Source organism: Kytococcus sp. Marseille-QA3725 (genome assembly GCF_054950055.1).
On the sequence record NZ_JBUCLA010000001.1, the window covers coordinates 798,688 to 820,489 of the forward strand.

The window sequence follows — 21,802 nt, forward strand, 5'->3', positions numbered from 1 at the left end:
GGCAATTCGGGCACTCACGGTGCGCAACTCGGCGCGACACGCCGAGAATCTACGCGATTCGCCGTGCTCAGGTGCCCAAATCGCGAGGAGGTGAGGCGGACCGGAGGCGAGGCGGGAGGGCTAGGCGGCGGGACAGCCGCGAGGGCGGGACGTCGGGCGGACGTCGCCGGTCAGCGGACGAGGTCGATGACGGCCAGCACGCAGATGACCGCCACGCACCCGCGGATGGCCCACGGCGACAACGCCTGCCCCACCCGCGCACCGAGCAGCCCGCCGACGGCCGAGCCGACCGAGAGCAGCAGCACCACCACCCAGTCGATCTGGTCCAGGGCGATGACGACGAACACCAGCGCGCTCACCGCGTTGGACACCAGCGCCAGCAGGTTCTTCAGAGCGTTCTGCTGCTGCACGGTCGCGGCAGTCGCCAGCCCGAGCACCGCCATGTACATGACGCCCTGGGCGGCTCCGAAGTAGCCCGAGTACACGCCGGTGGCACCGAGGCCGAGGATCAGCCCCCACGGCACGACGTCGCGCCCCGACACCGCATCGAGGTGGCCCGGCCCGCTCTCCCTCGGGGAGTGCCCCGCAGGCGCCGCCGCACTGCGGTCACCCTGCTCCACTCGCCGCCCTGCCGAGGGCGCCGCTGCACCGTGCTCGCGGCGCCGCGCCAACCAGGACTTGATGAACGGCTGGGTGACCACCAGCACGCCCGCGGCGCCGATGAGGACCGGCACGACGGCATCGAACACGGTGGCCGGTAGCACGAGCAGCAGCAGCGCACCGGCCAGCCCGCCGACGGCGGAGGCGAGCATCAGCCGCACGAGCATCCCGCGGGCGGAGGGCAGGTGCCTGCGGTACCCCCAGGTGCCCGAGGCACCCCCGGGAAGGATGCCGAGCTTGCTGGAGATGTTCGCCTCGACCGGCGTCAGCCCGAGGGCGACCAGCAGCGGGAAGGTGACCAGCGAGCCGGACCCGACGATCGTGTTGATGGTGCCGGCCATCACCCCGGCGCCCAGTACCAGGGCGAGCTCGGCGGGGCTCATGCCCCGGTCGGGTGCGCGGCCCGGGCGGTCCAGCGCTGGCCGTGGCGCTCCAGCACCACCTCCAGGCCGAAGGTCTCGCTGAGGTTCTCGGCGGTCAGGGTGGACTCCAGCGGCCCGGCCGCGACGACTCGCCCCTCACGGATCATGAGCACGTCGCTGAACCCGGGCGGGATCTCCTCGACGTGGTGGGTCACGAGCACCATGGCCGGCGCCTCGACGTCCTCGGCCAGCGCGCCCAGACGTCCGACGAGGTCCTCGCGCCCGCCCAGGTCCAGTCCGGCAGCCGGCTCGTCGAGCAGCATCAGCTCCGGGTTGGTCATGAGGGCGCGGGCGATCTGCACGCGCTTGCGCTCCCCCTCGCTGAGGGTGCCGAAGCGACGCCGTGCCAGGTGCGCGACGCCGAGGGTCTCCAGCAGCTGCTCGGCGCGGGCGTGGTCGAGTTCGTCGTACTCCTCGCGCCAGCGCCCGACGACGGCCCAGGAGGCGGTGACCACCACGTCCATCACCGTCTCGTCGCGCGGCACCCGGTCGGCCAGCGCCGCCGAGGACAGTCCGATGCGGGGCCGCAGGTCGAACACGTCGGTGGTGCCCAGCACCTCGCCGAGGATGCCGACCACACCGCTGCTGGGGTGCAGCCGTGCCGCGGCCACCTGCAACAGCGTCGTCTTGCCGGCGCCGTTGGGCCCGACGACCACCCAGCGCTCCCCCTCCTCGACCTCCCAGTCCACGTGCGAGAGGAGCTTCGCGTCGCCGCGGCGCACGGTCACGTCGGCCAGGGCCAGCACATCGCTCATGGTGCGCGAGTCTAGGAGGGCCGGGGCGCGAGCGGGGCCCGGCCCGGCCGGGTTGAGAGACTGCGGCCGATGTCCGAGTCACCCCTGCCTCCACCCGACCCGATCGTGCCGCACCTGGGGCCGCCCGGGATCCCGGTGGCGGTGCACGCCGCGCTGTGGTCCACGCAGGTGCTCGCCGGCCGGCTGGACTCTGCCGAGCTGCCCGACCGCGCGGCGTCCGCCGTCGAGGCCGTGACCCCCGGTGCGGTGTCCCTCCTGAGCGAGACGATGACCGCCTGGCGCGACGTCGGCGAGCAGGTGGTGCTGCCGGTGCACCCGCGCCCCGGCCGCCCGGGCACCTTTCCCGTGGGCGTGCAGGCGCTCGGGGCGTCCATGGCACCGGATGCGGTGGGGGTGCTCCTCGCCCCGTCGCTCGGTGACGCGTTCGTGCTGCACCTGACGCCCTTCGGGCACGCTCTGGACGGGGGCTGGCTGCTGGACGCCGAGCGCCTCCCGAGCAACCCGGTGCCGCACCACCGCATCGAGGCCGTGGACCTGCGGACGGCGCAACGCTCCTTCGCCACCGCGCTGCGGGGCGGACTGGAGGTCCTCGAGGCCCGCGGCGGCTCACCGGTGTGGGCCGGGCAGCGCACCGGCGGGCCGGAGGTCAGCACCGCCGGGGACCTGCCTGCCGGGCTGGACGGCGAGGTGCTCGACCTGCTGGAGCGGGCCGCCGCCGTGGCCGCCCTGACGACCGACGGACTGAGCACCCACACCACCCACGCGGCGCTCACCGAGACCCGGCACCGCGCCATGTCCCACCTGCACCACGCGGCCCTCGACGCGCTGGAGGCCGGGGCCCTCGCAGCCGCCCGGGGACTGCGGCAGCCGGGGCGATCCGGACGCGCGTGAACGCGGGCGTTGCCGAGCGTCCACCTTCCGGTTACCTACCATTGCGTCATGTCCCCCCAGTCGCCCAGCGTCCCAGCACCCGCCCAGAGCGTCCCCGGCCTCGTCCGCCGGCTCCTGATCGTCGGGGGTGCCGAGGACCGCAAGGACATGATGAAGGTGCACCGCCGGTTCGTGGCGCTGGCCGGTGGCCGGGAGGCGCGCGTGGTGGTCGTCCCCACGGCCTCCTCCTTCCACCGCGAGGCGGGTGAGACCTACGCGACGCTCTTCGACCGACTGGGGGCTGTGAGCACCGAGATCGTCTCCCCCGCCGATCGGCGCGACGCCCACGAGGACCACTGGGTGGAGACGCTGGACGCGGCCACTGGCATCTTCCTCACCGGCGGCAACCAGCTGAAGCTCAGCCAGTTCCTCGTCGGCACGCCCGTGGGCGACGCCCTGGTGCGGGCGCACGAGCGCGGCGCCGTCATCGGGGGCACCTCGGCGGGGGCCTCGATCCTGAGCCGCCACATGATCTCCGACGGCGAGGAGGCGCTCACGCCGCGCCAGGGCGCCAGCAAGGTCTCGCAGGGGCTCGACCTGGTGCCCGACGTCATCCTCGACCAGCACTTCGAGCAGCGCGGGCGCCACGGGCGCCTCATGGCGATGGTGGCCGTCTCGCCGGCCCTGATGGGGCTCGGCATCGACGAGGACACGGCCGTGGAGCTCGCCGAGGGGACCGACGCCGACGGCGCCCCCGTGCGCGAGTTCAGCGTGCACGGCGCCGGTGGGGTGTTCCTGGTGGACGGCTCGAAGGCGGTCAGCGACGCCCACGAGGCCGCGACCGGTGCGCCGCTTCTGCTCTCGGGCGCCGTGGTCCACGCCCTGCCGACCGGCTCCCTGTTCGACCTCGAGGAGCGGCGCCTGGTGCGCTTCGTCGAGCAGCACCCGCAGGACGACGCCGTGTTCACGGTGCGGCAGGAGGCCTCGGAGATCTCCCAGCTGGAGCGCGCCGCCGAGCACGCGGACGCTCTGGAGGACGACGAGGAGGCGCTCCTGGCCGCGGCGCAGGTGCGGCGCGCGCAGCAGCGCCAGCTCGAGGAGGCGGGTCGCCGATGAGCCAGGACCCGACGACGACCGAACCGACCCAGGAGGAGACGACGGTGCAGACCACCGACCAGGGCCCCGAGCCCACGCTGCAGGTCGTCTCGGCGAAGACCTACCGCGGCGCGAACCTGTGGTCCTACCGGCAGGCGATGCACTTCGTCGTCGACCTCGGCGTGCTGGAGCAGTACCCCTCGAACACGATCGACGGGTTCACCGACCGGCTGCTGCAGATGCTGCCCGGCCTCCACGAGCACGGCTGCTCGCGGAGCCGTCCCGGTGGGTTCGTGGAGCGCCTGCGCGAGGGCACCTGGATGGGGCACATCGCCGAGCACGTGGCCCTGCAGCTGCAGAACGACGCCGGTCACCGGGTGACCCGCGGCAAGACGCGCTCGGTGTCCGGCCAGCCGGGGCGCTACAACATGATCTTCGCCTTCGTCGAGGAGCGCGTGGGCCGTGCCGCCGGCGAGTTCGCCGTGCGCATCGTCAACCACGCCGTGGACCCGCAGGCCGCCCCGATGGACTTCCAGCAGGAGATGGACGAGTTCCTGCGGCTGGCCGAGCGCGTCGCCTTCGGCCCGTCCACGCAGGCGATCATCGAGGAGGCGGAGTCCCGCGACATCCCGTGGATCCGCCTCAACCAGGCCAGCTTCGTCCAGCTCGGCCAGGGCGTCCACGCCCAGCGCATCCGGGCCACCATGACCTCCCGCACCTCGGCGCTGGCCGTCGACGTCGCCGGGGACAAGTCCATGACCACCGCCCTGCTCTCCGGTGCCGGTCTGCCGGTGCCCCGCTCGGCGACCACCCGGGACAAGGAGGCCGCGGTCGAGCTGGCCCAGTCCATCGGCTTCCCGGTGGTCGTCAAGCCGCTGGACGGCAACCACGGGCGCGGTGTGTGCCTCAACCTGCAGGACGCCGAGGAGGTGCGGGCCGGCTTCGACCTGGCCGTCTCCCAGTCGCGGCGCGGGGTGGTCGTCGTCGAGTCCTACGTGGTGGGCAAGGACTACCGCTTCCTGGTGGTCGGCGGGCGGCTCGTGGCTGTCGCCGAGCGGGTGCCCGCCCAGGTCGTCGGCGACGGTGAGCGCACCGTGGCCGAGCTCGTGGACATCGCGAACACCGACCCGCGGCGCGGGGTGGGCCACGAGAAGGTGCTCACCCGCATCACGCTCGACGCCGCGGCCGAGACCTACCTCGCCGAGCAGGGGCACTCCCCCGAGTCCGTGCCGGAGAAGGGCGAGCAGGTCTTCATCGTGCGCACGGGCAACATGTCGACCGGCGGCATCGCCATCGACCGCACATGGGAGGCGCACCCGGACAACGTCGAGATCGCCGAGGAGGCCGCCCGCATCGTGGGGCTGGACATCGCCGGCATCGACTTCATGTGCCCGGACATCACGCAGTCGGTCTCCGAGGTCGGCGGTGCGATCGTCGAGGTGAACGCCGCACCCGGGTTCCGCATGCACACCCACCCGACCGAGGGCGAGCCGCAGTTCATCGCCAAGCCGGTGCTCGACCTGCTCTTCCCGCCGGGCAGCCCGGCGCGGGTGCCGATCGTCGCGGTGACCGGCACCAACGGCAAGACGACCACCAGCCGCATGGTCGGCCACATCATGCGCGGCAGCGGCCGGCACGTCGGCATGACCAGCACCGACGGCGTCGCCATCGACGAGCGCCTGGTGATCCGCCGCGACGCCTCCGGACCCAAGTCGGCGCGCACCGTGCTGCAGCACCCGCGCGTGGACTTCGCGGTCATGGAGGTGGCGCGCGGCGGCATCATCCGCGAGGGGCTCGGCTACGACAAGAACGACGTCGCCGTGGTCACCAACGTCACCGCCGACCACCTCGGGCTCGGGGGCGTGGACACCGTCGAGCAGCTCGCCGAGATCAAGAGCGTCATCGTCTCGGCGGTGCCCCGCAGCGGCTTCGCGGTGCTCAACGCCGACGACCCGCTGGTGCGGCGCATGGAGCGCCGCTGCCGCGGGCAGGTCGTGTGGTTCTCCATGGCCGAGCCCGGCAGCGAGGAGCGCGCGCTCATCGACCGCAGCCTCATGCAGGGTGGCCGCGCGGTGCTGCTGGAGCAGACGGACCGCGGCGAGCGGATCGTGCTGGCCGAGGGCAAGCGGTGGATGCCGCTGACCTGGACGCACACGATCCCCGCCACCTACGGCGGTGCCGCCCGGTTCAACGTTGCCAACGCGATGGCCGCGGCCGGTGCGGCCTGGTGCGCCGGGGCGCCGCTGCACGACATCCGCGTCGGACTGCGCTCCTTCGCGCCCGACTACTACCTCTCCCCCGGCCGCCTCAACCGCGTCGACGTCCTCGGCGCCGAGGTGTACGTGGACTATGCCCACAACCCGGCCGGCGTGCAGGCCCTGGGCGAGTTCGTCGTCAACCGCGCCGCCCAGAGCGCCGAGGAGGGCCAGTCGCCCCAGCGGATGCTCATCATCGGTGCCGCGGGCGACCGCCGCGACGAGGACATCCGCGAGCTGGGCGCCATCGCCACCCGCTACTTCGACACGATCATCATCCGCGAGGACCACAACCTCCGCCGCCGCGAGCCGGGCGAGGCCGCCGGCCTCATCCGCGAGGGAGCCGAGGCCGCGATCGCCGAGCAGGGGCTGGAGGTCACCGTGCACGAGCAGTGGGACGAGATCGAGGCCTGCCGCCTGGCGGTCTCGCTCACCTCGCCCGGGGACATCGTCGCGATGGCGGTGGACCACCACCCGGAGGTCATGCGCGCCCTGGAGGCGTTCACGCACCGCGCCCACCCGGCACCGACCGAGGCGGGCCTCATGGTGGCCGACCCCGACCTCGCGTGAGGAACCGGGCCAGGACCCCGGCGTCGGGCCCCGCCGGTGCCCGGGGCGCTCAGGCGGTCGGCTCGGTGCCGATCCGGTCGCTGAACTCCCAGTCGCGCGGGGTCACGCTGTGCCCGACCATCCACTGGGCGGCCCGCTGGGCGGCCTCCTCGCCGCGGCCGGTCTCGGCACCGGCAAGCACCGCCAGGGCGGCGGCGGCCGCGGAGTCCGCGTAGCGCTCGGAGAGCTCGAGAGCCCACTCGTGCACCTGGTCGTGCCGGCCCGCGGCACGGGCGGCGAGCGTGCGCTCCATGAGGCTCACGAAGCGCTGCGGCTCGCGCAGGCCCAGCGACAGGGCCCGCTCGTGCTCGGCGATCGCCTCGTCGGTGCGCTCGGCGGCGTCCAGCGCCCGCGCGAGCTCGAAGTGGACCCGCGCGTCGCCCTCGTGCTCCGCCAGCAGCGCCCGCACCTGCTCGATGCGGTCGACCGGCGCGGCCTCCTTGGCGGTGGCGAACTCGGCGTCCAGCTCGTGCTCGCCCCGGGCGCGGCGCACCAGCGAGGCCACCTGCCGCGCGGTCATGGGGGTGGCGGGCGAGGCGTCCAGCCAGTCGAAGACCTCCTGGCGCATGTCGTGCACGGTGAACGCGAGCACGTCGCCGTCGCGGAGCAGCTCGGTCACTCCCTGCATCGCCGTGACCTCGTCGGGCCAGGTGCCCGCCGGCACGGCACCGGCGCCGGCCAGCCCCTGCCGCATGTGCTGGAAGACCTCCTCGACCTCGCGCCCGCGCAGGTAGTGATCCTTGGTCACCATGTGGGTGCGGTCGGCGCCCTGTCCTGCGACGGTGCCCATCGCCTCCAGGATCTCGTTGCTCCGGTCGCCCAGTCCGCCGAGGGTGAGGTGCACCTCGGAGCCGGGCAGGCGCAGCCCGCCGGCCACCTCCAGCACGGCCTCGACGCCGGCCTCGTTGTGCGCGAGGTCGCACACGATGGTCGCCCAGCCGTCCTCGGCCGGCCAGCGGTACATGTTCATGCGTGCGGGGTTCTGCTCGCGGTCCGGCTGGAAGGTGCGCAGCGCGTCCACGACGGCCTCGCGGGGCAGGCCGAGCCCCAGCGCGGCGGCCGACGCGGCCAGCACGTTGGCGACGTTCGGGCGGGACAGACCGCCGATCGTCATCGGCACCTCCGCCAGCGGCACGAGGTGCACCGGGTCGCCGTAGCCGGTGACCAGCGCGACGTTGTCGTCGATCACCGTGATGCCCTGGCCGCCGCTCTCGACGGCCTGCCGCAGGGCGGGCGAGCTCGCGTCGAGACTGAAGCAGAAGAGGCGCCCGGTGGCCCGGTGTCGCATGGCCCATACGCGCGGGTCGTCACCGTTGAGCACCACCCAGCCGTTCGGCTTGGTGACGTGCGTGACGATGCCCTTCACCTCGGCCAGCTGGTCGAGGGTGTCGATGCCGTGCTGGCCCAGGTGGTCGGCCGAGACGTTGGTGACCACCGAGACGTCGTTGGCGGCCACGCCCATGCCCTTCTGGAGCAGCCCACCGCGCGCCGTCTCCAGGATGCCGACCTCGACGCCGCCGGACTCCAGGGCGGTGCGGGCCCCCGACGGCCCCGAGTAGTCACCCTTGACCAGCCACTCCCCCTGGCGCAGCACGCCGTCGGTGGAGGACCAAGCGGTGGTCTTGCCGGCCGTCATGGCGATGTGGGCGAGGATGCGGGTCGTGGTCGTCTTGCCGTTGGTGCCGGTGATCGAAGCGACCGGGACAGAGGCACGCACGACGCCGGGGCGGGGACCGGGATCGGTCGACCGCACGACCGCGGCGGCCTCCTCGAACAGGCGCTCGGCGTCACCGGGGCTCTCCCAGAGCGCGGCCAGCAGGGGGCCCAGGTTCTCCCCCATCGCGCGACCCGTCCCGGCGCGCCACCAGCGGAAGGCGACCGTCACGTCACCCCACTCGGCGCCGTCGCGGCCCCGGGCGGTGATGGCCCCCAGGCCGGCACGCTGGCCGAGGGTGCGCAGCACGTGGCGCACCAGACGCACCAGGAAGCGCTGGCGCTGCTCGCTGTTGGGCTGCCCGGGGGCGGTCCGTCGCAGGCCGAGGCTGCTGGCAAGGGTCAGGCACTCCCGCCGGTCGGCCGCGCTGATCCCGGGCGCCGAGAGCATCACCTTCACGGCGGCCCGGGGGTAGTACAGGTTGGGCCCCTCCAGGAGGCGCACCTCGGAGACCCGGACGGGGAGCGCGGAAGTCATTGCGACAGCGTAAGGGGGCGGGGGCCACCGTGCCGACCGCGGGACGGCACGGGAGCGGGCCCGTGGGAGATCCCACGGGCCCGCTGCGAGGTCGTGCGGCTCACCGGGCTCACTGACCGGTGGCGTGGACGCCACCGTCCACGTGCACGATCTCGCCGGTAGTCGCCGGAAACCAGTCCGAGAAGAGTGCCACGGCCGCGCGGGCAGCGGGCTCGGAGAGCTGGATGGACCAGCCCAGCGGGGCGCGGCCGTCCCAGCTCTCCTCGAAGGTGGCGAAGCCGGGGATGGACTTGGCCGCGGTGGTGCGGATCGGGCCGGCCGAGACCAGGTTGCAGCGGATGCCGGAGGGGCCGAGGTCGCGGGCGAGGTAGCGGTTGACGGACTCGAACGCGGCCTTCGCCACGCCCATCCAGTCGTAGACCGGCCAGGCGTAGCGCCCGTCGAAGGTGAGGCCGACGACGGCCGAGCCCTCGGACATCAGCGGCTTGGCGGCCAGAGCCAGCGACTTGAGCGAGTAGGAGGAGACGTGCACCGCGGTGGAGACGTCCTCCCAGGTGGCCTCGAGGAAGTTGAACGCACCCTCGGGGGCGAAGCCGATGGAGTGCAGCACACCGTGCAGCTCGTCGGTGTGCTCACGGAGGCGGTCGGCCAGGCTGTCCAGCTGCTCGGGGTCGGTCACGTCGAGCTCGACCACCGCGGCCGCCTGCGGCAGGCGGCGGGCCATGGCCTGGGTGAGCTTCAGACCGCGGCCGAAGCCGGTGAGGATCACCGTGGCGCCCTGCTCCTGGGCCAGGCGGGCGACGTGGAAGGCGATGGAGGACTCCATGAGCACGCCGGTCACCAGCAGGGTCTTGCCCGCCAGCAGGCCGTCGCCCGTGGGCGACTGCTCCATCGCGCCGGTGGTCTTCTTGGCCGGGGTCGTCTCGCTCATCGGGTTTCCTCTCGAAGGGTGTTCTCGGTCGGGTGCGGTGCGCGGATCAGTGGCCCATGCCCAGGCCGCCGTCCACCGGCAGCACCGCGCCGGAGACGTAGGCCGCGCCGTCGGAGGCGAGGAAGCCCACCGCGCGGGCGACCTCCTCCGCCTCGGCGAAGCGACCGGCCGGGATGGCGTCCAGGTAGGCCTTCCGGCGGTCCTCGGGCAGCGCGTCGGTCATGTCGGTCCGGACGAAGCCGGGGGCGACCACGTTGGTGGTGATGCCGCGCGAGCCGAGCTCCCGCGTCAGGCCGCGGGCCAGACCCACCAAGCCGGCCTTGGAGGCGGCGTAGTTGGCCTGCCCCGGTAAGCCGTAGAGGCCGACAACGGAGCCGATGAGCACGATGCGCCCGAACTTGCCGCGGATCATGCCCTTCTGGGCCGCGCGCACGCAGCGGAAGGTGCCGTGCAGGTTGGTGTCGAGGACGCCGGCGAAGTCGTCATCCTTCATGCGCATGGACAGCCCGTCGGCGGTGATGCCGGCGTTGGCCACCAGCACCTCGACGGTCCCGCCGAGCAGCTCCTCGGCGTCCTTGAACGCCTGGTCGACGGAGGCCGTGTCGGTGACGTCGCAGGACACCGCGCGCAGGCCCTCGGGGGCCTCGCCACTGCGGGAGGTGACGACCACCTCGTGCCCTTCCTCCAGGAGGTGGCGGGCGATCGCCTCGCCGATGCCTCGGTTGCCGCCGGTGACCAGGATGCGTCGTGAGGTGCTCATCGGGAGCACCCTAGACGGCGGTGTGGGCGCTGTCCCCTTGGCCGGTGCACTGCGTCACACCCACTGGGGGCCGCGGCCCGCACTACGACGCCCTGTCGTGGCCGGGGGTCCCCGGCGTAGACTCGGCGCCCTCATGGTCTCCTCCACGCAGCACTCGTCCGCCCGCCCGACGGACCGTCGTCCCGTGACCTCGGTGACCACCGCGGCCCCCTCCGCCGAGGCCGAGCGCACGCACCGCATGAAGGTGTACCTGCTGCAGATGGGGCTGCGCATCATCGCCTTCCCCATCGGCACCTGGCTGATCATCGCGAAGATCTCGGTGCCGATCGGCATCGGGCTGCTGGTCTTCGCAGCGGTGATCCCCTACATCGCGGTGGTGAAGGCGAACGCGCGCACGGTGGAGCCCGGGGACGGGCTGCAGCCGGTCTCCCCCCACCGGGAGGCGCTGACGGCGGCGCCCGTGGAGGAGCAGCAGGAGCCGAGACGTCCCCGGGACCGGGACGAGGGCGTGATCGTCGGGGACCTGGTCGATGACTGACCTGGTGTGCAGCGCGACGGCCTGCCGGGCGCGCGCCGTGCACGCCGTCGTGTGGAACAACCCCGCCCTGCACTCCCCGGAACGGCGCAAGGTGTGGACCGCGTGCGACGAGCACGTGCAGCACCTGCAGGACTTCGTGGCCGTCCGCGGCTTCCACCGGGAGACGATCGGCGTCGGTGAGCTGACGAAGGAGGACGGCTGATGACGGGCTGGCTGCGACAGGCCGTGCGGCCCAAGTGGCTGGGGCTGCTGCTGGTGGCCCTGCTGGTCAGTGGCGTCTTCTTCCGGCTCGGGCTGTGGCAGTGGCACCGGCACGAGGGCAAGGTCGACGCGGTCGAACGCATCGAGCAGCACCGTGACGCGCCGCCGGTGCCCTACCAGGAGCTGGTGCGGCCGGACGGCTCCTACGAGTACACCGACGAGTGGTCGCAGACGGAGGTCCGGGGGCGCTACCTGCCCGAGCACCAGACGCTGGTGCGCAACCGCCCCCACTTCGGCCACTCCAGCAAGTCGACCTACGGCTATGAGGTGCTTGTGCCCTTCGAGCCGGTGGACGGCCCCACCATCGTGGTGAACCGCGGGTGGGTGGCCAACGGCCCGGACGCCAGGACGCTGCCGGAGATCCCGCCGGCGCCGGAGGGCGAGGTCACGCTGAAGGCCTGGCTGCGCCCGCCGGAGCCCGCCCGTGACCGCGACCTGCCCGAGGGGCAGGTGGACATGGTGAGCACCTCGGAGGTGGAGGACAGCACCGGCGTGGAGTTGGCCGAGCCCTTCCTGCTGATGCGCGAGGACGGCGCCAGCGAGCGGCCGGAGCCGCTGGACCCGCCGGACACGGACCTCGGCCCGCACCAGGCGTACGCCTACCAGTGGTGGCTGGGCATGCTCTTCCCCGTCGGGCTGTGGATCTTCGCCGTCCGAGCCGACGCGCTGGCCGCCCTCCCCGAGGGTGAGCGTCGTCGGCGTCGCGAGGAGAAGGCCCGCGCCAAGGCGCAGAAGGTCCGCATCTGGGACGAGGAGGACGCCTGAGGCGAGGCGTCCGGTGTCTCAGGCGAGGGTGACCAGGTCCAGGTAGCTGGCGTTCCACAGGTCCTCGATGCCGTCGGGCAGCAGGAGCACCCGCTCGGGGTCGAGGGCCTGGACGGCCCCCTCGTCGTGGCTGACCAGGACGACGGCGCCCTCGTAGTGGCGCAGGGCCTCGAGGATCTCGGCGCGGCTGGCGGGGTCGAGGTTGTTGGTGGGCTCGTCCAGCAGCAGGACGTTCGCGCCGCTGACCACGAGCATCGCCAGGGACAGGCGGGTCTTCTCGCCACCGGAGAGCACACCGGCGGGCTTGTCCACGTCGTCGCCGCTGAACAGGAACGAGCCGAGCACCTTGCGGACGTTCGTCTCGTCCAGGTCCGGGGCGCTGGTCTTCATGTTCTCCAGCACCGTGCGGTCGACGTCCAGGTTCTCGTGCTCCTGGGCGTAGTAGCCGATGCGCAGGCCGTGGCCCGGCACGACGCGGCCGGTGTCGGTCTCGTCCACCCCGGCCAGGATGCGCAGCAGCGTCGTCTTGCCGGCACCGTTGAGCCCCAGCACGACCACCTTGGAGCCACGGTCGATGGCGAGGTCCACGTCGGTGAAGATCTCCAGCGAGCCGTAGCTGCGCGAGAGGCCCTCGGCCATGAGCGGCGTCTTGCCGCAGGGGGCGGGGGTCGGGAAGCGCAGGGAGGCGACCTTGTCGGCCTGCCGCTCCCCCTCGACACCGGCCATCATCCGGTCGGCGCGCTTGAGCATGTTCTGCGCGGCGGTGGCCTTGGTGGCCTTGGCGCGCATTTTGTCGGCCTGGGCGACGAGTGCCTCGGCCTTCTTGGTCGCGTTGGCCAGCTCGCGCTTGCGGCGGTGCTCGTCGAGCTCGCGCTGCTTGAGGTAGGCCTTCCAGCCCAGGCTGTACTGGTCCAGGACGCTTCGGTTGGCGTCCAGGTGGAAGACCTTGTTGACCACGGCATCCAGCAGGTCGACGTCGTGGCTGATGACGATGAGGCCGCCGGAGTAGTTCTTCAGGTGATCGCGCAGCCAGGCGATGGAGTCGGCATCGAGGTGGTTGGTCGGCTCGTCGAGCAGCAGGGTCTGCGCGTCGGAGAACAGGATGCGGGCCAGCTCGATGCGGCGGCGCTGACCACCGGAGAGGGTGACGAGCTCCTGGTCGAGGATGCGGGTCGGCAGGCCCAGCGCGCCGGAGATGGTGGCAGCCTCGGACTCCGCGGCGTACCCGCCGGCGGCCTCGAACTTGAGGTTGGCGCGGTCGTAGCGGCGCATCGCCTTGTCCCGCACGGCCGGGTCGTCGCTGGCCATCTCGGCCTCGGCCTTCTCGCGGCGGCGGACGATGTCCTCCAGGCCTCGGGCGGACATGATGCGGGCGCGGCCCGTGACGTGGAGGTCGCCGGTGCGCGGGTCCTGCGGCAGGTAGCCGACCGGGGCGGAGCTGGAGACGGTGCCGGCGGCGGGCAGGGTCTCCCCGGCGAGCACCTTGGTCATGGTGGTCTTGCCGGCGCCGTTGCGCCCCACCAGGCCGATGCGATCACCCGCGCCGACGCGGAAGCTGGTGGGCTCCAGCAGCAGGCGGGGGCCGGCGCGCAGCTCGAGGCCGGACACGGTGATCACAGGGGTGCTCCTGAAGGGTGGGGTGCGGGCGGCAGGCCAGTCTACGGACGCGGTGTGGCACGGTGCGGTGTGTGGGTGCTGTTGAGGTGCGGGTCCGGGGCGGTGTGCGAGTGCGGGGTGTCGGCGAAGTGCGCGTCCCCTGGCCATCGGCGGGTATGCAACTCCGGGTGTCTGTGGCCCAGTGCTGGCCAGCGACGAGCGGATCAGACGCCCGTGGGGCACCGGGTGCCACCCACTGAGATCCGCACCGGTGCTGAACTCAGGTGTCACCCACGGTGAACTCCGCACCGGTGCTGCATTCGACTGTCGAACTCCGCACCGGTGCGGAAGTGGGGCCAGGTGACAGGTCGAGAACGGCACCGGTGCGGAGTTGGGGGTGCGCGGTGGCCGCCCCACTCACGCGGTGGCCGCCCCGCTCACGCGGTGCCGGGCCTCGCCGCTCGGTGGACGGCGCGACGGTGGGGCCGGCATATCCTGCTCGGATGATCGATCTCGCCGCGTCCGACGCCCGCACCGTGGTCCTGCTGGAGGGAGTGAGCGACGTCGCGGCGGTCCGGGCCCTCATGGAGAACCACGGCATCGACCCGGCGCCGGTGCAGCTGATCCCGCTGAACGGCGTCACCAACCTCGGCGCGGTGCTCAAGGAGGTGCGGCTGGTCCGGGGTGACGTGGACGTGGTCGGGCTGTGCGACCAGGCCGAGGCGCACGTGGCCGTCCGGGCCCTGACGCAGGACGGCCTGCCCGTCCAGGACGCCAGCGACCTGCCGGTGTACGGCTTCTTCGTCTGCGAGGCGGACCTGGAGGAGGAGCTCATCCGCGCTCTGGGGCCCGAGCGTGCCCGGGACGCGCTGGTGGCCGCCGGGCTGGGGAGCAAGCTCGAGGCCCTGCAGCGTCAGGAGGCCTGGGACGGCAAGCCGCTGGCCGAGCAGCTGCACCGCTTCTGCGGGGTCGCTTCCGGGCGCAAGGAGAAGGCGGCCGGCATCCTGGCCGGGGCGCTGGGCCCGGAGGACCTCCCGGAGCCCCTCTCGATGCTGCTCGACCGCCTCCGCTGGGCCTGAGGCGGGACGGCCCGGGCGAGGACGTGCCCCGCCCGGGCAACCCACCTGGCCGGTGTCGACGTGACCGCCCGATCTGTGCACTGCGGGCTCAACCACCGAGGACCTGGGCGCTGTGCAATCCGGGCTCAGCCGACGAAGAGCTGAACCGCCTTCTCGACCTTGAACCACAGCCCGTAGGCCAGCGGCAGCACGACCAGCGCCCACGCGATGCTGATGAGCATCGGCGAGGTGCGCGAGGCCATGGCGCGGCGGGGGCCGTTGCGCTCCACCCAGGTGCCGAAGAAGGCGGCCGAGAGCCCCAGCACCACGATGGCGATGCTGAAGACCCAGGCCACGGCGGTCTGGCTGGAGCCGAGGTGCTCCACGATGGACGACTTGAAGACCGAGAACGCGTACACCTGCCCGATGGACAGGTGCAGTGCCAGCGCTGCCGGCGGGATGAGCCACTAGCTGTAACCGGGTGGTCCGGCGACGGACTCCGCCTTGCCGAGGAAGGCCATGCATCACTCCTGGGGACAGGGGCCGGGCCGACTCGGGGGATCGCACATGGTGACACGGACCACGTCGTTCGAGGGGAAGGCGTGACCGTCGGCGGCTACGCTGCTTCGGAACAGTGCCCACGGGGCTGCGGACGAGGCAGGGAGTCAGAGCATGACCTTCAACGACAACGCGAACCTGGACACCTCGCAGGTCTCCGGCGGTGGCGGGGGTGGCATGGGCCGCGGCGCGATGATCGGCGGAGGCGGCGGCATCGGCGGACTGCTGCTGATCCTCCTCCTGGTCCTCACCGGAAACGGCGATCTGCTGACAGGTGGCGGTGGCGGCGGCCAGCAGCAGGGGCAGGGCGGCCAGAACCAGCAGCAGGGACAGGACCCGTGGGGCTTCGGCGGCGGGAGCACCGAGACCACCGGCGACACCGGGGACTTCGGCAACGGCCAGGGCGACTTCTCCCACTGCAGGACCGGCAAGGACGCCAACGAGCACACCGACTGCCGCGTGATCGGCACGGTCAACTCGGTGCAGCAGTACTGGCAGAAGGAGCTGCCGAAGGTCACCAACCCGTCCAAGGAGTACCGCAAGTCAACCACGGTCATCTACAACGGCCAGACCCAGAGCCAGTGCGGCACCGCCTCCAACGAGGTGGGTCCCTTCTACTGCCCGCTGGACGAGAAGATCTTCATCGACCCGGCTTTCTTCTCCGAGCTGGACAAGTTCGGTGTGGAGAACCCGGAGGAGAAGAACCTCGCGCAGATGTACATCGTGGCCCACGAGTACGGCCACCACGTCCAGAACATCCTGGGCTACCTGGTTGAGTCGCAGAAGGACCCGAAGGGCGAGAAGTCCGGCGCCGTGCGCACCGAGCTGATGGCGGACTGCCTGGCCGGCGCTTGGGTCGCCAACGCCGACGGCACCACCGACTCCCAGGGCACCCCGCTGATCAAGAAGGTCACCCAGCAGCAGATCAACGACGCGCTGGAGGCCGCCGCGGCGGTCGGTGACGACAACATCCAGCAGCGCAGCGGCCGCGGTGTGAACCCGGAGGCGTTCACGCACGGCACCTCCGAGCAGCGCCAGAAGTGGTTCATGGCCGGTTACGAGGGCGGCTCCGCGAAGTCCTGCGACACCTTCCGCTCGGAGAACCTCTGAGTCCACCCCACCAGCGTCACCCGTCGAGCGGCCCGTCCCCCAGAGGGGCGGGCCGCTCCGCCGTTGCCGGCCGGGGTGACGGGACTCACCCACGGTTATCGCGAGACCGGTATTCGCCCACCTATGCAAGACGATAAGATGCAGTCATGCACATCGCCCTGACACGTCGTCTGCACGTGGACCTGGGGCGGTCCCCGGCCTTCCGATGTTGAGTGGCGCCCCACGCGCCCTCCATCCCTCGCCGGGCCCGCCCGGCTCCTCGCACTCGCACCCGTACCCCCGTCACGCGCCGCTCCGCGCCTCGACGGGTGGTGACGGAGGTCCTCGAAAGGAAGCATCCGTGTCCACGCACTCCCCCGCGGCCGAGACCGCACCATCCACCCGTCGTCGGTGGACCCCGTCGTTCGGCCTGCAGATCCTGCTGGGTCTGGTCGTCGGCATCGCCCTGGGCGCCGTCGCCCGCACCCTCGGTGGTGACGCCGAGAACCCGAACTGGCTCACCGAGACCCTGACCATCGTCGGCACCACCTTCGTCACGCTGCTCAAGACGCTGGTCCCGCCGCTGATCTTCCTGGCCGTCGTGGCATCCATCGCCAACCTGCGCGAGATGGGCAACGCCGCCCGTCTGGCCGGCCAGACGCTCCTGTGGTTCGCCATCACCGCGATGGCCTCGGTGGTCATCGCCATCGTCCTGGCCCTGGTCACCCGTCCCGGCGCCAACACGAGCGTGACCCGCGACGCCGCGGCCGCGCCCGAGGGCTCCGGCTCCTGGCTGGACTTCATCACCGGTCTGGTGCCCACCAACTTCCTGGGCCTGTCGGCCGAGGCCGGTGAGGCCGGCGAGGTCGGCCTGAGCTTCAACGCCCTGCAGATCGTCGTGATCGCCCTGGCCGTCGGCATCGCCGCGGTGAAGGTCGGCAAGGAGGCCGAGCCGTTCATCGCCTTCTCGCGCTCGGCCCTGGCCATCGTGCAGAAGGTGCTGTGGTGGGTCATCCTGCTGGCCCCCATCGGCACCGCCGGCCTCATCGGCAAGGCCGTGGCCACCTACGGCTGGGAGACCATGGGCTCGCTCGGCATCTTCGTGGCCACCATCTACGCCGGTCTCGCCCTGGTGCTGTTCGTGCTCTACCCGTTCGTCCTGGGTGCCCACGGCCTCTCCGTCCGCCAGTGGTTCTCCGGCGCCTGGCCGGCCATCCAGCTGGGCTTCGTCTCCCGCTCCTCGCTCGGCACGATGCCGCTGACCCAGCGCGTCACCGAGCGGAACCTGGGCGTCTCCCCCAGCTATGCCTCGTTCGCCATCCCCTTCGGTGCCACCACCAAGATGGACGGCTGCGCCTCGGTCTACCCGGCCGTGGCCGCGATCTTCGTGGCGCAGTTCTTCGGGGTCGACCTCGGCCTGACCGACTACCTGCTCATCGTGGTGGTGTCGGTGCTCGGCTCGGCCGCCACCGCGGGCCTCACCGGCGCCATCGTCATGCTGACCCTCACCCTGTCGACGCTGGGTCTGCCGCTGGAGGGCGTCGGCCTGCTGCTGGCCGTGGATCCGATCATCGACATGGGCCGCACCGCGGTGAACGTCGCCGGTCAGACGGTCGTGGCGTCCGTCGTGGCCCACCGCGAGGGCCTGATGGACCGCGGCCTCTACGACGCCGAGCGCACCGGTGGGGCCTACGTCCCGGAGGACCAGGAGGTCGACTCCGACGACGACCCGGTCGACTCCGACGACCGGGCCCCGCAGGCCGACGGCGGTGCTCGACCCGCCGGCGACCTGGTCCCCGCCTGAGGAGAGGCTGCCGCCGGCTGTGACGTCGCTCCGGACTCCGGCGCCGCTGGTGACCAGCGGGTGAACGGCAACAGCTCGGCCGCGCCATGAGGAGGCGCCCGCACCCCGGATGGGTGCGGGCGCCTCCTTCACTCCCGCTGGACGGGTGCGGGCGCCTCGCCGCTTCCCTCCGGCGTGAGTGCCCGGTGAGGCCAGTTCGGGGGTGCGTGTGCGAGCTGGCCCCGCTGCGGGGCGGCTCGGGCCCACCTCCGCTCGCCCCTGCGGGTCGGGGCGGGGCGGGCACAGTGAACAACGCGGTGGTGCCCGCGCCCCTGAGCGGGACGCGGGCACCACCGCGTTGCGAAGGTCGCGTGTGCGACGTCAGTCGTCAGGCAGCTTCCGGACACCGGTGACGACCGTGACGATGCCCGTGATCACCAGGGCCACCCAGAAGTCGCCGATCGTCTCCCACCACGACCTGTCCATGGCCCATGTGACGAGCCACATGAACAGGCTGGTGCCGACCAGGTAGAGGACGACGAGGAGGGTCACCTCCTGGCAGGTGACCCGGTCCACCCGGGAGCTCAGATGTTGAAACCCAGCGCCCGCAGCTGCTCGCGCCCGTCGTCGGTGATCTTGTCCGGACCCCACGGCGGCATCCAGACCCAGTTGATGACGTGGGTCGCGACCATGCCCTCCAGGACACCGGCGATCTGGTCCTCGATGACGTCGGTCAGCGGGCACGCCGGGGAGGTCAGCGTCATGTCGATGACGGCCCGGTCGTCCTCCTCGACGGTCACGCCGTAGACGAGACCCAGGTCCACCACGTTGATGCCCAGCTCGGGGTCCACCACGTCGCGCAGGGCCTCGGTGACGTCCTCGGTGGACGCCGTTGCGGTCTGCTGGTCGGTCATGCCTGTGCTCCGTTCGTCTGTGCTGCGTCGTCGTGCTCGCCGGTCACGTCCACACCGGCCCGGGCGAGCGCGTCGGTGAGCGCGGTCCAACCCAGCAGCGCGCACTTCACGCGTGCCGGGTACTTGGCGACACCGGCGAAGGCCACGCCGTCGCCGATGAGCTCCTCGTCACCGCCGTGCTGGCCGCGCGAGGTGAGCATCTTCTTCATCTCGGCCAGCGACTCCGCGACCTCGGCGGCGTCGTGGCCGATGGTCTCCTCGGTCATCACCGAGGTCGACGCCGTGGAGATGCTGCACCCCATGGCGTCGTAGGAGACGTCCACGATGCGGGCGGGCTCGGTGGAGGTGTCCACGTGTACCCGGACGGTGACCTCGTCACCGCAGGAGGTGTTGACGTGGTAGACCTCGGCCTCGAACGGCTCCCGGAGCCCGGCGTTCTGCGGGTTCTTGGAGTGGTCGAGGATGATCTCCTGGTACATGTCCATCAGGCGGTCGCCTCCTGGGTGGTGGACGCGGCGCGGTCCGTCGGGGTCTCCACGTCGAGACCGAAGATGCCGGGCACCCGGTCCAGGGCGGTCAGGAACGCGTCCACGTCCTGCCGGGTGGAGTACACCGAGAAGCTGGCACGGGTGGTCGCCGGCACCCGCAGGGCGCGGTGCAGCGGCCACGCGCAGTGGTGACCCGTGCGCACCGCGATGCCGGAGTCGTCCAGCACCTGACCGACGTCGTGCGGGTGCACGCCGTCGACGGTGAACGACACGGCCCCGATGCGGTCGGCGACGGGCCCGTCCCCGGTGCTCGTCGGACCGATCACGGTGACCCAGGGCCGCTGTGCCAGGCCATCGAGGGCGTACTGCACGAGCTCGCGGTCGTGCTGGGCCACGCGGTCCATCCCGATCTCGGAGAGGAAGTCCACCGCCGCGCCGAGGCCGACTGCCTGGCTGGTCATCGGCACACCGGCCTCGAACCGGGCCGGCGGTGCGGCGTAGGTCGAGCCCTCCATGCGGACGATCTCGATCATCGAGCCGCCGGTGATGAACGGCGGCATCGCCTCCAGGAGCTCGTAGCGGCCCCAGAGCACACCGATGCCGGAGGGGCCCAGCACCTTGTGCCCGGTGAAGGCGAAGAAGTCCACGCCCATCGCGGCCACGTCGACCGCCATGTGCGGCACCGACTGCGCACCGTCCACGACGGTCAGCGCGCCCACCTCGCGAGCCCGGGCCACCAGCGCCGGCACGTCGGCCACGGCACCGGTCACGTTCGAGACGTGGCCGAAGGCCAGGACCTTGGTCGTCTCGTCGACGACGGTGCCCAGCTCGGCCAGGTCCACCTGGCCGTCGGCCTGCAGCCGCAGCCAACGCAGCGTCGCGCCGGTGCGTCGGGCGAGCTCCTGCCACGGCACGAGGTTGGCGTGGTGCTCGGCCTCGGTGGTGACGATGGTGTCCCCCGGGCCGAGCGCGAAACGTTCGGCGACCTCGGGGTCCGCGCCCTCCATCGCCCCGGCGGCACCCGCGTTGGAGAACGCGTAGGCCACCAGGTTCAGCGCCTCGGTGGCGTTCTTGCCGAACACCACCTCCTCGATGCGCGGGGCGCCGATGAAGCGGGCGATCTTCTCGCGGGCGCCCTCGAAGGCGTCGGTCGCCTCCTCGGCCAGCTGGTGGGCGCCGCGGTGCACGGCCGAGCGGTGCTGCGTCAGGTACTCGTGCTCGGCCTCCAGGACGGCCAGCGGCTGCTGGCTGGTGGCACCGGAGTCCAGGTACACCAGCGGCCGCTCGTCGCGGACGGTGCGCGAGAGCACAGGGAACTGCGCACGCAGCTCCACCAGCTCGGACTCGGTGAACGCGCCCACGCTCAGACCGTCGCCTGGGTGAAGCGGTCGTAGCCCTCGGACTCGAGGCGGTCGGCCAGCTCGGGGCCTCCCTCCTCGGCGACCCGGCCGTCGACGAAGACGTGCACGAAGTCGGGCTTGATGTAGTTGAGGATCCGCGTGTAGTGGGTGATGAGGAGAACGCCCATGTCGGTCCTCTCCTTGGAGCGGTTCACACCCTCGGAGACGATGCGCAGCGCGTCGACGTCCAGACCGGAGTCCGTCTCGTCCAGCACCGCGATCTTCGGCTGCAGCAGCTCGAGCTGCAGGATCTCGTGGCGCTTCTTCTCGCCGCCGGAGAAGCCGGCGTTCACGTCGCGCTCGGCGAACTCCGGCTTCATGCGCAGGTCGGTCATGGTGTTCTTGACGTCCTTGACCCAGGTGCGCAGCTTCGGCGCCTCGCCCGCGACCGCGGTCTTCGCGGTGCGCAGGAAGTTGCTGACCGTCACACCGGGCACCTCGACGGGGTACTGCATGGCCAGGAACATGCCGGCGCGGGCGCGCTCGTCGACGCTCATCTCCAGCACGTCCTCACCGTCGAGGGTGATGGAGCCGGAGGTGACGGTGTACTTCGGGTGGCCGGCGATGGAGTAGGCCAGCGTCGACTTGCCGGAGCCGTTGGGCCCCATGATCGCGTGGGTCTCACCGGAGTTGATGGTCAGGGTGACGCCCTTGAGGATCTCCTTGTCCTCGCCGTCGTCCGTGTTGACCGAGACGTGCAGGTCCTTGATCTCCAGGGTGCTCATGTCGTCCTTCTTCCGTGCTGGTGGGGAGCCGCGCTCCCCCGGGTCTGGGGTGGGTACCGGGCTGAGGGCGCCGGGAGGT

General features: G+C 72.0%; 21 protein-coding genes. 9 read left to right on the plus strand and 12 right to left on the minus strand.

What is annotated here, in order from left to right:
• Positions 1 to 170: 170 nt before the first annotated feature.
• Together ACY8FT_RS03670 and ACY8FT_RS03675 are read right to left on the minus strand one after the other, a co-directional pair.
• On the minus strand, positions 171 to 1,043 hold the full coding sequence (locus tag ACY8FT_RS03670) for a sulfite exporter TauE/SafE family protein (RefSeq protein ID WP_462417579.1): 873 nt from the start codon (positions 1,041 to 1,043) through the stop codon (positions 171 to 173).
• Positions 1,040 to 1,837, minus strand: coding sequence for an ABC transporter ATP-binding protein (locus tag ACY8FT_RS03675; RefSeq protein WP_462417580.1), 798 nt, complete (start codon positions 1,835 to 1,837; stop codon positions 1,040 to 1,042). Before ACY8FT_RS03675 ends, ACY8FT_RS03670 begins: the two co-directional genes overlap by 4 nt.
• Positions 1,838 to 1,906: 69 nt before the next feature.
• On the opposite strand from ACY8FT_RS03675, the gene ACY8FT_RS03680 reads away from it, so the two are divergent.
• Genes ACY8FT_RS03680 through cphA form a run of 3 tightly spaced genes read left to right on the plus strand, consistent with a single transcriptional unit; the run spans position 1,907 to position 6,627 of the window.
• Positions 1,907 to 2,728, plus strand: coding sequence for a hypothetical protein (locus ACY8FT_RS03680; protein WP_462417581.1), 822 nt, complete (start codon positions 1,907 to 1,909; stop codon positions 2,726 to 2,728).
• Positions 2,729 to 2,776: 48 nt separating this feature from the next.
• On the plus strand, positions 2,777 to 3,823 hold the full coding sequence (locus ACY8FT_RS03685) for a cyanophycinase (RefSeq protein ID WP_462417582.1): 1,047 nt from the start codon (positions 2,777 to 2,779) through the stop codon (positions 3,821 to 3,823).
• A complete protein-coding gene (gene cphA / locus ACY8FT_RS03690; protein WP_462417583.1) occupies positions 3,820 to 6,627 on the plus strand; it encodes a cyanophycin synthetase in 2,808 nt (935 codons plus the stop codon). The genes ACY8FT_RS03685 and cphA overlap by 4 nt, the downstream gene beginning before the upstream one ends.
• A 49-nt stretch (positions 6,628 to 6,676) precedes the next feature.
• On the opposite strand, the gene ACY8FT_RS03695 is transcribed toward cphA, so the two are convergent.
• The 3 genes from ACY8FT_RS03695 to fabG all read right to left on the minus strand — a co-directional run bounded on the left by ACY8FT_RS03695 (position 6,677) and on the right by fabG (position 10,548).
• Positions 6,677 to 8,857, minus strand: a complete 2,181-nt coding sequence (locus tag ACY8FT_RS03695; RefSeq protein ID WP_462417584.1) for a Mur ligase family protein — start codon at positions 8,855 to 8,857, stop codon at positions 6,677 to 6,679.
• Between the two features lie 109 nt (positions 8,858 to 8,966).
• A complete protein-coding gene (gene fabI / locus ACY8FT_RS03700; protein ID WP_462418390.1) occupies positions 8,967 to 9,749 on the minus strand; it encodes an enoyl-ACP reductase FabI in 783 nt (260 codons plus the stop codon).
• A gap of 85 nt (positions 9,750 to 9,834) precedes the next feature.
• Complete coding sequence (gene fabG, locus ACY8FT_RS03705) at positions 9,835 to 10,548, minus strand: 3-oxoacyl-ACP reductase FabG (RefSeq protein WP_462417585.1); 714 nt, start codon at positions 10,546 to 10,548, stop codon at positions 9,835 to 9,837.
• Between the two features lie 133 nt (positions 10,549 to 10,681).
• On the opposite strand from fabG, the gene ACY8FT_RS03710 reads away from it, so the two are divergent.
• From ACY8FT_RS03710 to ACY8FT_RS03720, 3 genes are read left to right on the plus strand one after another with little or no spacing between them, the layout of a single operon-like run.
• A complete protein-coding gene (locus tag ACY8FT_RS03710) occupies positions 10,682 to 11,086 on the plus strand; it encodes a DUF3099 domain-containing protein (RefSeq protein WP_462417586.1) in 405 nt (134 codons plus the stop codon).
• Positions 11,079 to 11,288, plus strand: coding sequence for a hypothetical protein (locus ACY8FT_RS03715; RefSeq protein ID WP_462417587.1), 210 nt, complete (start codon positions 11,079 to 11,081; stop codon positions 11,286 to 11,288). The genes ACY8FT_RS03710 and ACY8FT_RS03715 overlap by 8 nt, the downstream gene beginning before the upstream one ends.
• Positions 11,288 to 12,112, plus strand: a complete 825-nt coding sequence (locus ACY8FT_RS03720) for an SURF1 family cytochrome oxidase biogenesis protein (RefSeq protein ID WP_462417588.1) — start codon at positions 11,288 to 11,290, stop codon at positions 12,110 to 12,112. Before ACY8FT_RS03715 ends, ACY8FT_RS03720 begins: the two co-directional genes overlap by 1 nt.
• An 18-nt stretch (positions 12,113 to 12,130) precedes the next feature.
• On the opposite strand, the gene ACY8FT_RS03725 is transcribed toward ACY8FT_RS03720, so the two are convergent.
• On the minus strand, positions 12,131 to 13,729 hold the full coding sequence (locus tag ACY8FT_RS03725; protein WP_462417589.1) for an ABC-F family ATP-binding cassette domain-containing protein: 1,599 nt from the start codon (positions 13,727 to 13,729) through the stop codon (positions 12,131 to 12,133).
• Between the two features lie 482 nt (positions 13,730 to 14,211).
• On the opposite strand from ACY8FT_RS03725, the gene ACY8FT_RS03730 reads away from it, so the two are divergent.
• Complete coding sequence (locus ACY8FT_RS03730; RefSeq protein ID WP_462417590.1) at positions 14,212 to 14,787, plus strand: toprim domain-containing protein; 576 nt, start codon at positions 14,212 to 14,214, stop codon at positions 14,785 to 14,787.
• Positions 14,788 to 14,912: 125 nt separating this feature from the next.
• On the opposite strand, the gene ACY8FT_RS03735 is transcribed toward ACY8FT_RS03730, so the two are convergent.
• Entirely contained in the window at positions 14,913 to 15,185 is a 273-nt protein-coding gene (locus ACY8FT_RS03735) for an MFS transporter small subunit (RefSeq protein ID WP_462417591.1), read from the minus strand.
• A 253-nt stretch (positions 15,186 to 15,438) separates the two neighbouring features.
• Between ACY8FT_RS03735 and ypfJ the strand changes: the two genes are divergently transcribed.
• Together ypfJ and ACY8FT_RS03745 are read left to right on the plus strand one after the other, a co-directional pair.
• On the plus strand, positions 15,439 to 16,434 hold the full coding sequence (gene ypfJ / locus ACY8FT_RS03740) for a KPN_02809 family neutral zinc metallopeptidase (protein WP_462417592.1): 996 nt from the start codon (positions 15,439 to 15,441) through the stop codon (positions 16,432 to 16,434).
• A 340-nt stretch (positions 16,435 to 16,774) separates the two neighbouring features.
• Positions 16,775 to 18,217, plus strand: coding sequence for a dicarboxylate/amino acid:cation symporter (locus ACY8FT_RS03745; RefSeq protein ID WP_462417593.1), 1,443 nt, complete (start codon positions 16,775 to 16,777; stop codon positions 18,215 to 18,217).
• Positions 18,218 to 18,577: 360 nt separating this feature from the next.
• On the opposite strand, the gene ACY8FT_RS03750 is transcribed toward ACY8FT_RS03745, so the two are convergent.
• The 5 genes from ACY8FT_RS03750 to sufC are packed head-to-tail and all read right to left on the minus strand — an operon-like array spanning position 18,578 to position 21,723.
• On the minus strand, positions 18,578 to 18,748 hold the full coding sequence (locus ACY8FT_RS03750) for a hypothetical protein (RefSeq protein ID WP_462417594.1): 171 nt from the start codon (positions 18,746 to 18,748) through the stop codon (positions 18,578 to 18,580).
• Positions 18,749 to 18,780: 32 nt separating this feature from the next.
• Entirely contained in the window at positions 18,781 to 19,110 is a 330-nt protein-coding gene (locus ACY8FT_RS03755; protein WP_462417595.1) for a metal-sulfur cluster assembly factor, read from the minus strand.
• The gene (sufU, locus tag ACY8FT_RS03760; protein WP_462417596.1) at positions 19,107 to 19,595 is read right to left on the minus strand and encodes a Fe-S cluster assembly sulfur transfer protein SufU; all 489 of its coding nucleotides are present in this window, start codon (positions 19,593 to 19,595) and stop codon (positions 19,107 to 19,109) included. Before sufU ends, ACY8FT_RS03755 begins: the two co-directional genes overlap by 4 nt.
• Entirely contained in the window at positions 19,595 to 20,959 is a 1,365-nt protein-coding gene (locus ACY8FT_RS03765; RefSeq protein ID WP_462417597.1) for a SufS family cysteine desulfurase, read from the minus strand. Before ACY8FT_RS03765 ends, sufU begins: the two co-directional genes overlap by 1 nt.
• Positions 20,960 to 20,961: 2 nt before the next feature.
• Entirely contained in the window at positions 20,962 to 21,723 is a 762-nt protein-coding gene (sufC, locus tag ACY8FT_RS03770) for a Fe-S cluster assembly ATPase SufC (RefSeq protein WP_462417598.1), read from the minus strand.
• Positions 21,724 to 21,802: the final 79 nt, after the last annotated feature.